This window comes from Chryseobacterium oleae, from assembly GCF_900115055.1.
Taxonomy (GTDB): domain Bacteria; phylum Bacteroidota; class Bacteroidia; order Flavobacteriales; family Weeksellaceae; genus Chryseobacterium; species Chryseobacterium oleae.
On the sequence record NZ_FOVD01000010.1, the window covers coordinates 57278 to 70068 of the forward strand.

The 12791-nt window shown below is 38.2% G+C and carries 14 protein-coding genes; 8 read left to right on the forward strand and 6 right to left on the reverse strand.

What is annotated here, in order from left to right; translation table 11 throughout:
- Both BM143_RS22195 and tsaB read left to right on the forward strand, forming a co-directional pair.
- Window positions 1-441, forward strand: a complete 441-nt coding sequence (locus tag BM143_RS22195) for a nuclear transport factor 2 family protein (protein ID WP_090027414.1) — start codon at window positions 1-3, stop codon at window positions 439-441.
- Window positions 442-506: 65 nt separating this feature from the next.
- Window positions 507-1187, forward strand: a complete 681-nt coding sequence (gene tsaB / locus BM143_RS22200) for a tRNA (adenosine(37)-N6)-threonylcarbamoyltransferase complex dimerization subunit type 1 TsaB (protein ID WP_090027415.1) — start codon at window positions 507-509, stop codon at window positions 1185-1187.
- 185 nt (window positions 1188-1372) lie between these two features.
- Here the strand turns inward: tsaB and porW are convergent, their stop codons facing one another.
- From porW to BM143_RS22220, 4 genes are all read right to left on the reverse strand, one after another.
- The gene (gene porW / locus BM143_RS22205; protein WP_090027416.1) at window positions 1373-3937 is read right to left on the reverse strand and encodes a type IX secretion system periplasmic lipoprotein PorW/SprE; all 2565 of its coding nucleotides are present in this window, start codon (window positions 3935-3937) and stop codon (window positions 1373-1375) included.
- Between the two features lie 85 nt (window positions 3938-4022).
- Window positions 4023-4577: a Maf family protein gene (locus BM143_RS22210; RefSeq protein ID WP_090027418.1), complete on the reverse strand. Its 555-nt coding sequence runs from the start codon at window positions 4575-4577 to the stop codon at window positions 4023-4025.
- A gap of 9 nt (window positions 4578-4586) precedes the next feature.
- The gene (locus tag BM143_RS22215) at window positions 4587-5105 is read right to left on the reverse strand and encodes a KdsC family phosphatase (protein ID WP_090027420.1); all 519 of its coding nucleotides are present in this window, start codon (window positions 5103-5105) and stop codon (window positions 4587-4589) included.
- Window positions 5095-5844, reverse strand: coding sequence for a Rossmann-like and DUF2520 domain-containing protein (locus BM143_RS22220; protein ID WP_090027421.1), 750 nt, complete (start codon window positions 5842-5844; stop codon window positions 5095-5097). Before BM143_RS22220 ends, BM143_RS22215 begins: the two co-directional genes overlap by 11 nt.
- Window positions 5845-6033: 189 nt before the next feature.
- Here BM143_RS22220 and BM143_RS22225 point away from each other — a divergent pair, with 189 nt between their 5' ends.
- From BM143_RS22225 to lepA, 6 genes are all read left to right on the forward strand, one after another.
- Entirely contained in the window at window positions 6034-6585 is a 552-nt protein-coding gene (locus BM143_RS22225) for an RNA polymerase sigma factor (RefSeq protein ID WP_034724476.1), read from the forward strand.
- Window positions 6586-6604: 19 nt separating this feature from the next.
- Window positions 6605-7138 carry a hypothetical protein gene (locus BM143_RS22230; RefSeq protein WP_090027422.1) on the forward strand — a complete coding sequence of 178 codons (534 nt, stop codon included), beginning with the start codon at window positions 6605-6607 and terminating at the stop codon, window positions 7136-7138.
- A 6-nt stretch (window positions 7139-7144) separates the two neighbouring features.
- Window positions 7145-7672, forward strand: a complete 528-nt coding sequence (locus BM143_RS22235; protein ID WP_090027423.1) for a hypothetical protein — start codon at window positions 7145-7147, stop codon at window positions 7670-7672.
- 99 nt (window positions 7673-7771) lie between these two features.
- The gene (locus BM143_RS22240; RefSeq protein ID WP_090027424.1) at window positions 7772-8788 is read left to right on the forward strand and encodes a hypothetical protein; all 1017 of its coding nucleotides are present in this window, start codon (window positions 7772-7774) and stop codon (window positions 8786-8788) included.
- Window positions 8789-8870: 82 nt separating this feature from the next.
- Entirely contained in the window at window positions 8871-9896 is a 1026-nt protein-coding gene (locus BM143_RS22245; protein WP_090027425.1) for a hypothetical protein, read from the forward strand.
- A gap of 71 nt (window positions 9897-9967) precedes the next feature.
- Complete coding sequence (lepA, locus tag BM143_RS22250; protein ID WP_047455899.1) at window positions 9968-11764, forward strand: translation elongation factor 4; 1797 nt, start codon at window positions 9968-9970, stop codon at window positions 11762-11764.
- A 40-nt stretch (window positions 11765-11804) separates the two neighbouring features.
- Here lepA and BM143_RS22255 read toward each other — a convergent pair whose 3' ends face one another.
- Together BM143_RS22255 and BM143_RS22260 are read right to left on the reverse strand one after the other, a co-directional pair.
- Window positions 11805-12014 carry a hypothetical protein gene (locus tag BM143_RS22255; RefSeq protein ID WP_034724485.1) on the reverse strand — a complete coding sequence of 70 codons (210 nt, stop codon included), beginning with the start codon at window positions 12012-12014 and terminating at the stop codon, window positions 11805-11807.
- Window positions 12015-12112: 98 nt separating this feature from the next.
- Window positions 12113-12745, reverse strand: a complete 633-nt coding sequence (locus tag BM143_RS22260) for a DUF1579 domain-containing protein (RefSeq protein WP_090027427.1) — start codon at window positions 12743-12745, stop codon at window positions 12113-12115.
- Window positions 12746-12791 lie beyond the last annotated feature (46 nt).

The window sequence follows — 12791 nt, forward strand, 5'->3', positions numbered from 1 at the left end:
GTGAAAAGAATATCCTTTTTTATCCTGGTCTTCTCATTTGTTTTTTGGAACTGCCAGAATGTGAACACTTCTCAAAAAGATGAAAAGCTATTTGAAAGTATTAGACTTCTGGATAGTTATCTACAGAATAATGATGAGAAGATCATTGATGTTTTGAGGCCTGATGTATCTTTTGGTCATTCCAATGGCTGGATACAGAACTTTGAAGATTTCAAAAAAGATTTTTTATCTAAGAAAGTCATTTACAAAGAGATTCAGCAGACAGAACTTTCCGAGATCAAGAGGTATAAAAAAACAGCAAGCATCAGAAGAAAAATAAAAGTTTCCGGAACCTATAAAAACCAGGATTTTGAAATGAAACTGGCTCTGCTGGAGATCTGGATAAAAAAGAATGCTGCATGGAAACTATGGAGTCGGCAGAGTGTCGAAATAAAGCCATAAATTTGCACGAATTTAAAGCAATTTCGCTTTTTTGTGATTTTGCCACCTAGCTTAAAATTAAAGAGATGAAAATTCTATATCTGGAAACCTCTTCCAAAAACTGTTCTGTAGCTATTTCAGACGATGAAAAGCTCTTATGCCTGTGCGAAGAAGTTTCCGACAACTATAAACAGTCTGAAAGCCTTCACACGTATGTAGAATGGGCACTGGAAGGCGCAGGCCTCACCATTAAAGATATTGAGGCGGTATCATTGGGTAAAGGACCAGGTTCTTATACAGGATTAAGGATCGGGGCATCATCGGCAAAAGGATTTTGCTACGGACTGAAAATACCACTTACTGCTGTGAATTCTTTAGAAAGCATGATAGAGCCCTTTTTAGGCAAAAACTATGAGTTTATAGTGCCATTGGTCGATGCGAGGAGAATGGAGGTGTATACGGCCGTTTACGACGGTGAAACGGGGAAAGAACTGTCTGCAACCGAAGCCAAGATTTTAGACGAAACTTCTTTTGAAGAATTTAAAGATAAAAAAGTCATTTTTGTAGGAGACGGCGCAACGAAAGCCAAAGATATTCTGAATCTTCCCGATGCGGAGTTCAGAGACGATATCTACCCTTCTGCACAATATCTGATAAAAAAGACCCTGAAGAAAATAGAGAGCAAAGAATTTGAAGATATAGCCTACTTTGAACCGTTCTATCTCAAAGATTTCCACGGGGTAAAGAAAAAGAAAAGCGAAGATTAAGTCTTCGCTTTTTTAGTGTAATAGTTTTTTTAGATGTCAGATTTCAGACACGAGATTTCAGATTGTTAGGTTGAGACTAAGAGAGAGAATGGTCAATGGTGAAAAGCTTCCAACTCAAAGACTCCAAGTTACAGAACTCATAACTCATCACTTCCCACAACTCTCCGACACTCAAGCTTTCCGCCCTATTTAGGCATCGCCGGAATGTCGCTAGGAGCCTTTTCTTTCTGTTCCTTCTGATCTTTTTGTTTCTTCGGTTTCGGCTTTCCGGATTTCTCAGATTCAAGACCTTGTATAGATGGCTGCATCATTAAGGTGTTATCTGGATTCTGAGGAGTATTTTGATTCTGGACAGGCTGTTGTGAGGTACCTGGCTGCTGAGGAAGCGCATTTCCTTTGTTATCGGTAGCCTGGAATGATAGTTCACTTTTCAGATAGTTCAGCATTTCCTTGGCTTTTATCCCTTCCGGAGTTTTAGCATAGTTGAGTGCAATCTGTTCCAGCTGCAGAATCATGACCTCTTTTCCACTTGTTTTCCCTGAATTGAAAGCATTCAGAAGATGAAACTTCGGGATCAGTGCATCTTTTGGAAATTTCTGTATTGTCTGTTCTATGACGTCTTTACTTTCTCCAAATTTCTCGGATTCATAAAGTGCATAGGCCTTTTTGTATTCATTTTCAACCTCTTCTGAAGATTTTACGAATGAAACGTTTTTAGGGTTTCTGGCAAATTCTGCGTAAGACGTATAAGGATAATCATTCAAGAGGATTTGTTTTGCTCTTTCGGAAGCCTGAGGATTCTTCAGATAATTCATGGCAAAGATCTCGTAAAGAGCCTGTAGCATTACTTTTTCCTCAGGTTTTACGTCTACAAGATCATATAAAGTTTTGGTGGCTAAAGGCGTATTGGTGAAATAATTCTGGTACATTACACCCAGGCCTAAAGAAGCAGTATCTCGATCTTTCTTTAATTGGCCTAATTTCTCCTGATCTGTAGGGATTTGCTCAATATAGTAAGTGGTTTCATAACGTCTCGGATTGGGAGCCGAAGTTACCCCGAGAGCATCATTTTTCAAGTCCTCAATAGACGCCATTTTCTTGGAATAACGCCAGTTATCAGCCAGTGCTCTTTCTCCCCAGACCTGCTTAAATGAAGAGGTTCCTTTGCTTATGGTCCCGGTATTGCTGAAATAAAAACCTTTGGTAGTTACTCCGAAATCGGCAAATGAATTGGTATTGTTGGCAAATATCGAGTTGGCGCTGTAGTCTCCTCCATCAAAGCCTTTGCTTCTTTCGGCACGAATTCTTTCCCGCTCTTCTTTTTCTTCTTTAGCTTTAAGTTTTGCGATATACTTAGTGAAAAAATCTGTTTTTTGTACATCGCTCATCTTGGCTAAAGAAAGAATACTGTCATTCTTCTTGATCAGATAATAATTTTTGGAGATCTTCTTGATGTATTCAGACTGATCTTTTAAAAGGATCTTTGAAGGTTCATAAGTCATCACCGTAAGGGCTGAATCATAGTATGTTCCGGCACCGATATAGTCATTCTTTTCAAGGTAGCTCTTCCCTATTTCGTAGTATGTAAGCCCTCTTACCTGTGGGTCGGAAACCTTTTCAAATAAAGATTTTTTGAAGAACTCCTGCGCTTCATCTTTCTTACCTGCCTTATTGGCCATTAAACCCAAGGCATAATAAAATTCGTTCTTTCTGGAAACGTAAGTTCCTTTTTTACTGATGCTTTCAAGGTAGTTTTTTGCCCCGTTATAATCCCCTTTTCCATTGAAAGTCTTGGCAATAGCAATCTGGGATTTCACTTCAAATTCAAAGTCGTTGGCATATTTATAAGCTTGTGTGAAACTTTCACGTGCTTTATCATTTTGTCCGAGATTTTCAGAAACCTGCCCTCTCAGATAGGCTATTCTGCTTTTTAATTTTCTGTTTGAGTTCAGTTCAAAAGCCCTGTCCAGTTCAACAGCGGCTTCCTCTGTTTTTCCTGCATCCAGAAGAGCTTCAGAATAATAAATGCTCATCAGTTTGGCATAGCTTTTACTGATATCCTCCCCTTTCAGTTTGGCAAAAGTCTCATGAGCTCTGTGATAATCTTTGATTTTTGCATAGGCTACCCCCTGATAAATTCTTGCTAAAGGAAGTCTTTTATCATCCTTCATGTGCGTGAAAACGTAGTTTAGGGCATCCAGAGCCTGTACTGCTTTATTCTGGTAGATTCTTGACTGTACAAGAATCATATAGGCGTCAAAAATCTTTTTATTTTTTTCTTCCCCGCTTCTGATCACGGAGTATTTGTTGATGGCTTTCTGAGCCTTTGCTTCAGCAATTTCCAAAGTGGTGGCTCCCTTATTTTGAAGGTCATCGGGTTTACCCGGCGCGGTAGTTTGTGCTCCCGGCATTCCTGGTGGCATTCCCGGAAGTCCTCTGTCAGAAGAAGGTCTGTTCACTTCTGCCATTTTCATGGAGTTTTCAGCGAAGGCGGCAGACTGCCCCAAATCGCTTCCCAAGGGCTGGTCTTCAAAGGTAAGGATAGGAATATAAGGCGCATAGAAATTGTCCTTATGCCCCTTGTCTCTGCTCGTAAATTCGCTGTTCAATGCGTCTTTAGCATTAAAAAGGGTATTATAATATGTGTTAAATCCTTTCATGAATTTTGAACGCTGCTCCGGCTTTTTAGTCTTGGTAGCACAGGAAGCAACGATACACATGATCAAAAGGAATAAAATATTCTTTTTCATTATTCAATATAACTCTCTTATCTGCTTTTTATTATAAGCAGCTGGTGATTTTGTAAAAATAATAAAATTTTATAATGAATAATATTTATATTTCATTCAAAATTTTGTAAACCAAATGGGTAGGAAGTCCCATAATGGTATAAAAGCTTCCGTTCAGTCTCGTTATTTTTGCCATTCCCAGCCATTCCTGGATGCCATAACTCCCTGCTTTATCGAAAGGTTTGTAATTCTGAATGTAATAATTGATTTCATCATCTGTCATTTCATCAAGTTCTACATCGGCCACATCGGTTTCTGTAAATGTTTTGTCCGCAGATTTTATGGTAATTCCCGTGTAAACCTGGTGTGTTTTTCCGGAAAGCATGCGAAGCATTTGTCTGGCGTCATCTTCATCTTTCGGTTTTCCGAGAATCTGCCCTTCTGCCGCCACTACGGTGTCAGCGGTCAGTAAAACTTCATCACTGGTTAAATTCCGGAACGCTTTAGCTTTTAATTCAGAGAGATAGGCTGCGGCCTCTCCTATTCCAATGGCGTCAGGAAGAATTTCTTCACAATCTATTTTTACCACTTCGAAATCAAATCCAAGGCTTGAAAGCAGTTCTTTTCTTCTCGGTGACTGGGATGCTAAAAGTAATTTCATAGAGTGATTTTAAACAGATTGGGTATTATCATCATGCCAGTTTCCCTGAACCTTCATTACTTGCTCTATTACGTCGCGTACAGCGCCGCTTCCCCCCTTTTTCGTGGAAATATAGTCAGATATTCCTTTGACCTCAGGCACTGCATTTTCAGGACATGCAGCAATCGCAGAATTTTCCATGATGTGGATATCCGGAAGATCGTCTCCCATCGTCAGAATCTCTTCGTTTTTAAGATTGTATTTCTTTTTAAAATCTTCAAAGTCAGCCATTTTATCGTGCGATTTTGGATAATAGTCGTCTATTCCGAGATAATTGATTCTGTGTTTCACCATATCATCATTTCCTCCCGTAATTACGCCTATTAAGTAATTGTTTTTTAATGCCTTAACGACTGCGTATCCGTCCAGAACATTCATTACCCTGCACATATTTCCACCTGGCATCAGATAGACGCTTCCGTCTGTGAAAACTCCGTCTACATCAAATACAAACGCCTTAATATCTTTTAATTTTTCTTTATAACTCATACATTTTCTGAATAGAATGATTCATTGTCTTATAAATGTCAAGACTTTCGCCTTTTAGTAACTGCTCATGTAATTCCAGTACTCGTACATCGTTTCGCACTGCGGGTCCTGTCTGTGCTGCTTTAGGATCAATTTCATGGATCTTCTTAACCGTCTCATCAATAAGCGGAAGAAAATAATCAAACGGAATATCCTGCGAATCTGAAACTTCTTTTGCTCTTGCGAAAAGATGATTCACAAAATTACAGGCTAAAACAGCGGTAAGATGAATGTACTTTCTCTTTTCATGACTGCTTTCCATTACATTTTCTGAAACCTGGGAAGCAAGGTCAAAAAGAATCTGCTTATCCTCTTCATTTTCTGTTTCAATGAAAAACGGAATCTTTTCATACTCCAGTTCTTTTGATTTTGAAAAAGTCTGCAAAGGATAAAAGCTTGATTTTCTGTACTCCCCTGCCAGAATTTCTTTGGGAAGAGATCCTGAAGTATGGGCGACCAAAGTGTCCTTTTTAGTGATGATTTTAGAAACATTTTCCACAGAGTTATCGCTCACGCAGATGATGTACAGATCTGCATCCTCCAGATGTTCCGTAGAATATGGGACATCCAGTTCTTCAGAGATTTTCTTCAGTTCTTCCCCATTTCTGCCAAAAATCTGCAGTAATGGAATTTTTTTCAGACTGAAAGCTTTTGCCATGTGGTAGGCCACATTTCCGGAACCTATGATTACAATTTGCATCTAACAAAGATAAGATTTTAAAGGAAGATGAATACAGGGCATGGTAAGTTTATCATCAATCTCCGTATTCCCCGTTGCCTAATGCTCAGAACGTAACGATCTGATATTATTTTAAACATTTGGACTGAAAATTGAATAAGTAATTTAACTTTCGGCTATTTTTGTAATCCAAAACAGTGAAAGCATCTTATGAAGATTAAGGACGCGGAAATTATTTCGTTGATGCAGAATCCACGGACCCAGGAAAAAGGTGTCCGTGCCTTGATGGATGCTTATCAAAGCAGATTGTACTGGCATATCAGAAGGATTATTGTGGATGGTGACCTGGCTCAGGATACGCTGCAGGAGACTTTTATTAAAGCCTATCAGAATTTTCACCAGTTCAAAAATGACAGCCAGCTGTATACCTGGTTGTACAGGATTGCCACCAACGAGGCACTACAGCAGGTCAATAAAATGAAGAAGATGCAGAAAACGGATGAAGATCCGGAGTACTATATGCAGAACCTGGTGGCCGACAATACGGAAGGAGATGCCGAAGAAATACAGCTCCTCCTCCAGAACGCTATACAAAGCCTGCCCGAAAAGCAGAAACTGGTATTTATGATGCGGTATTATGATGATTTGCCCTATGAAGAAATATCTAAAATTGTAGATATGTCCGTAGGGACTTTAAAAACAAATTATCATTATGCCAAACAGAAAATAGAAGAATTTATTAAAGAAAATTACGAGAGATAATTTTTTGACCCAAACCAAGATGAAAGAGTTCGACATAGAAAAACTAGAACGCAAGAATATTTACAAAGTTCCGGATGATTTGTTTCAAAATATCCAGAACAGTGTAATGAACGAAGTGAAAGCGAATAAGAAAGCACCGGTTTTTAAACTAAACTGGATGTATGCCGCTGCGGCATCAGTGGCTTTGATATTCGGGGCAACGTATGTTTTTAATTCTGACAACGATCCGGCGAAAGATGTGTTGAATTCAAAAGCATATGCCGTAAATAAACAAGCGCCAAAAACAGAAGGCGAGCGTGCTTATGAAACGCTGGAGGCAGATTTAACTTCCGTTGAAAATAATAATCAAACAGTTAGCAATCAGGAAACTCAAACGGTTTCTTATACAGCAAAAGAAGCAGCTGATCATGTAAGGACTGTTCAACCTGTAAAAGCTACCGCTAAAAAAGAAGAAACTAAAATGAATGAATATCTGGATTCGTTTTCTAATTCGGAAATTGCAGAATTAGCAAGCAATTCTACGCAGGATGTTTATTTAGATCTATATAATTAAAAGAAAATGAAAAAGATATTATTTACACTTTTTATTATGTATGGTTTTGGTCTGAATGCACAGAATGCGCAGATCACTGATTACGACTGGAAAAAAATGGATCCTAAGCAAAGAAAAGAAGTGATCAATAACCTTTCTCCTGAAGAAAGAAAAGAGCTTCTTAAGAATTTCAGGAATAATATGGTGATCGAAAATTTAAACATAGACACCAGCGATAAAAAGGAATTCATACAGGTATATAATGAGTATCTGGACAGCCAGAAACAAATTATGAATCAGTTTAGATCCAGCTCGGATTTTAACCCTGAGACATTGTCTGATGATGAAGCTAAAGCTAAACTTCAGCAGAGTTTTGAATTAGGCCAGAAACTTTTAGATAACAGAAAGAAATATGCTGATAAAATGCAGCAGGTGATTCCTTGCCAGAAAGTACTTAAACTATTCCACACTGAAGGAATGATGAGAGATAAAATGAATGAAAGAAAACCTCACAGCGGGCACGACAATACGGCAAGGCCCAAACAAAACCCATAATAGTTTATTTTTTTAATGTTGGACGGCTCTCACAAAATTTTTTTGTGAGAGCCGTTTAGTGTTTACGAATTGCTATTTTTGCGAAAAAAAATATATCTCATGAGAAAACTGATGCAGCTGGCATTTATTTTTGTGACCATTGTCGCTTTTGCACAGACCAAAGAAGTCATAAAATTCAGAGGGAACATTTTGAATTATAGTGAAAATCCTTATGCTTTTTTCAAAGTAATCGACCAAAGAGAAGATAAGCAAATCGGTACGCTGCCTTTCGGAGAACAAAAAGAAGTGAAAGAAGTTATTTTTCCTTCGACTCCGGATGCTGATTTTAGTGCCTGGTATTTAAAAAGTAACCAACCGGGCAAATTAACTGATTTTGTTTTGGTCTTAAAAAAGCTGAAACTTTCAACAGGAGAGTCCGATGGTAAGAAGACAGAAGGGATGATAGATTTTTCTGCCCAGACTTTCGCTAAAACAGGGGATAAATATCAATTCCTGTATAAAAAAGATACCGTATTTACTTTCTATGATAAAGAGGTTTCCGAACTGATGGTGAAAAATATTCCGACCATTTTTTCCATATTCATCAAGAAATCATATTCATTGGATCCTACAGGAAATTCAGTTTCATTAAATGATCTGGCAGATTACAGCAGTCTTGTAAAAACCAATTATCCTGCTTTAAAAGATGCTCCGTTAAAAGATGGAATCTATCTGGACTACATTTCTTTCTTCAACCAAACCCCTGAAAAGGGAGATTATACGCTTGAAATTAATAATAAAGGAGACGTTACAAAAGCGGTGAAAGAAGAAAACGGAAAAAAGACTAAGATTCCCGCTTATAAAATGTTTGCCTACGTAGAGAAAGGGAAGGCCCGTAAATCAACGTTCTCCGGATTTATGGATCTTGATAAAGACGAAAATGGTTTTTATCTCTTAGCCAACCGCGGCCACCTTTTCCCTGTACAGTCCAACAATGTTTACGGAATGTTCGGCCTTATCGGAGGAGTGGCCGGAGCCATTGAACAGGGAGCAAGACAGAAGAAAATGAAGAGTCAAGGTACGGGTAAAGTCTATATTGATCCGTTGACCGGAGAATATGACTTTTCTGAGGAATAAAAATATATTGAATGCAATTGTGATCTAAAGAGAGATGGAATGTCTCTCTTTTTTATCTTTACAAAATATAATAAAACACAAAATGAAAAAGATTGTAATTTTCCTCTTACTTTCAGTGGCTTTATCTGTCCAGAAAACGGAAATTATTGAACTTAATCAGAATATTAAAGATAAAAAAGGCCTTACCAAATCCTTAACTCTCATAGATAACCGGAATGATAAAACCATTGGGACGATTACCGGTAAAAAAGGCGCATCAGATATTAAGTTTGCTGATGAAGATTTAAAAAATCAGTTCGAAACCTGGTTTTCAAAGAATAATACGGTAAAAGGAAATAATGATATTACTTTAATTCTGGAAGAACTGAAAGCCTATAATGATCAGGATCCGGGACAACAGGAAGCTTTTGGAAAAGTCAGAATTAAAATCTCAAGCTTTCTGAAAAGAAATGATAAATATTACTTTATCACCCGTTTTGAAAATGTGATTGTTTCAGATCCGAAAAAAACCGGGAATATGCCTAAGTTTTTAGCTCAGCAGATTTCAGAGGTAATCTCAGAATTTATTAAAGGCTCTTATTCCGGGACTGTTTTAGGGGTCATGATTCCTGAAAATGAATTGAGCAATTACAGTGCTTATCTCAATAAAAATTACAAAGCTTTTAATGAGCCTCAGCTGGCAGATGGTGTTTATAAAAATTTTAAAAGTTTCTACGAGCAGAAGCCGGAGCCCGGTTATTCTATTGTTAAAAATAAAAAAGGAAGACTGACGAATGTAAAGTACAAAGATTTTTCAGTTCCGCTCAGTGAAGTTTTCTGTTATGTAGATTCCGGAAAAGCATACCGCGGTATACCTTCAGGATTTGTAGAAATGGTAAAAGGAAATAAAGGATTTTATATCATTTCATCAAGAGCGCAGCTTTCCGTTCAAAAGATGACGGGAGGAATGATGGTAGGAGCACTCGCTGGCGGTGTAGTTGGAGCACTTGTCGGAGGGGCTCTTGATCCGGGAACATCTCATACAGCAGCAATTACCGGGGCAAAGACGACAACATCTACGAAGGTTTATATAGATTCTTTAACAGGTGCTTACGTCTTTGAAAAATAAATTTTACACCGTAAATTAAAGAGAGATAATGTCTCGCTTTTTTTTATCTTTGCAAATTACAACGTTCTTAAATGAAAAACATACGAAATTTTTGCATAATCGCTCATATTGACCACGGTAAAAGTACTTTGGCAGACCGTCTTTTGGAGTATACCAATACAGTTACTCAGAGAGAACTGCAGTCTCAGACCCTGGATGATATGGATTTGGAGAAAGAACGTGGGATCACCATCAAGTCTCACGCCATCCAGATGGATTATGAGTATAAAGGAGAAAAATATATCTTAAACCTTATTGATACCCCGGGACACGTAGACTTTTCTTACGAAGTTTCCCGTTCTATCGCTGCCTGTGAAGGTGCATTGCTTATTGTAGATGCAGCACAGAGCATCCAGGCGCAGACCATCAGTAATCTTTATCTGGCATTAGAAAATGATTTGGAAATTATTCCGATTCTGAATAAAATAGATCTTCCATCTGCAAACCCTGAAGAAGTTACCGACGAAATTATGGGACTTTTAGGATGTAAATATGAAGATGTTCTTAGAGTTTCAGGAAAAACAGGTGAGGGAGTTCACGATTTGCTTGAGCAGATTGTCAACAGAATTCCTGCGCCGGTTGGAGATCCGAAAGCACCGCTACAGGCATTGATCTTTGACTCTGTTTACAACCCGTTCAGAGGGATTGAAGCGTATTTCAAAGTCGTAAACGGAAGTATTTCTAAAAACGAGAAAATTAAATTTTTCGCTACAGGAAAAGAATATGGTGCTGATGAAGTAGGAACTTTGAAACTGAAGCAGGTACCGAAGAAAACGATTGAATGTGGTGATGTAGGATATATTATTTCAGGGATTAAAGATGCAAGAGAAGTAAAAGTAGGAGATACCATTACCTCTTTTGTGAATCCTGCCGATGCTGCCATTGACGGTTTTGAAGAAGTAAAGCCAATGGTTTTTGCCGGAATTTATCCTATTGAATCTGAAGATTTTGAAGAACTGAGATTCTCATTGGAAAAATTAAGACTAAATGATGCCTCTCTGGTTTTCGAACCGGAAAGTTCTGCAGCACTTGGTTTTGGTTTCCGTTGCGGATTCTTAGGAATGCTTCACATGGAAATCGTACAGGAACGTCTTGAAAGAGAATTTGATATGAACGTAATTACTACGGTTCCCAACGTTTCATACCATGGATACTCTAAAAAAGAACCTGAAGTGGCAATTTTGATCAACAACCCATCGGAAATGATTGATCCCAATCTTTTGGATAGAGTTGAAGAACCTTATATTAAAGCTTCAATCATTACTAAATCCGACTTCGTAGGTGCCGTAATGACGCTTTGTATTGAAAAAAGAGGGGAGATTGTTAACCAGAGTTATTTAACGGCAGACAGAGTAGAATTGACATTCAATATGCCTTTGGCAGAAGTTGTTTTTGACTTCTATGACCGTCTGAAGTCTATTTCTAAAGGATATGCGTCATTCGATTATTCTCCGATAGGAATGCGTTCTTCCAAATTGGTTAAAATGGATATCCTGATCAACGGAGATATGGTAGATGCCCTTTCTTCATTGATTCACGACAGTAATGCTTACTATATCGGTAAGAAGATGTGTGAGAAACTTCGTGAACTGATCCCGAGACAGCAGTTTGATATTGCAGTTCAGGCAGCATTGGGAGCGAAAGTGATCGCCAGAGAAACCATCAAAGCCTTAAGAAAAGACGTTACCGCAAAATGTTACGGAGGAGATATTTCCAGAAAACGTAAACTTCTTGAAAAACAGAAGGAAGGTAAGAAGAAAATGAAGCAGATTGGTAGAGTAGAAGTACCGCAATCAGCGTTCATGGCTGTATTAAAACTAAACGATTAATATAAAAAAGACCGGTAATTTTTTACCGGTCTTTTATTTTTTAGAAAGTTCGTTGTTTCTCCGTGAGATTGGCTTGTATCACCAATGCACCGAGGCCAAGAATCACTTCGGCAATGCCTAATGTTCTGATAAGATTGATCCCGCATACGAGACATTCAGGTTCCGGGAAAGGCTTTTTCCCTACAACGATGATCAAAACTCCTCCTATGATGATGATGACCACGATAAAGGCTCTTAATAATGTTTTCATGATGGTATAAATTTTTATTTTCTATACCAAAGTTGAGCATATCTGTCTGGAAATCTATAAGGAAAATCACTGTTTCGTAGGAGAGGTTTCTCCGGTTTTTATTTCTTTCTGGTGAATTTTATTTCCATGCTTTTGTATTCTTTTCCCGTTTTAGAGTCAGGACCATACATTTCCATGGTGTGGTTATTATCGTCAGTAAATATATATACTTCTCTGAAATCACATTCTTTTCCGGGTCTCGCAGGATCAGCCATTTTTCCTTTGAATTCAAGGGATTTTTTAGCAGCATCCCATTCACCCTCAGCATGCATAATTCCGCTTCCCATATTATCTGCCCAGGTACTTACAAACTTTTTCTTTGCATTGTCATAGCCCATCAAGCTCATCCCTTCAAAAGGCATTCCCATAAAGCTTCCTTTGTAATTGCTCTGCTGGTATCTTCCTCCAAAAATCATTTTATTGGTACATTCAGCCTGGCTTGCAACAGGTTTTCCACCGGCTTCCATCCACATGGTTGATGCTCCTGTCCAGTTTCCGTCATATTTGGCCAGCATTTTGTGAAGATCTCCGGGTGTGGCATAATCCATCCAGGCTTTCATAGCCGTTACAGAATCTACAGGCTTCCATTCGGTAGAATCTGTTTTAGATGAACTTTTATCTGTTACTGGTTTTCCTTTCTCACAGGCCGTCAGAAGAAAAACGATTGAAAATAAGAACAATAGATTTTTCATAATTAGTTAATTTTAAATGGGTTAATGTGAAATAAAGTTAGTTAAT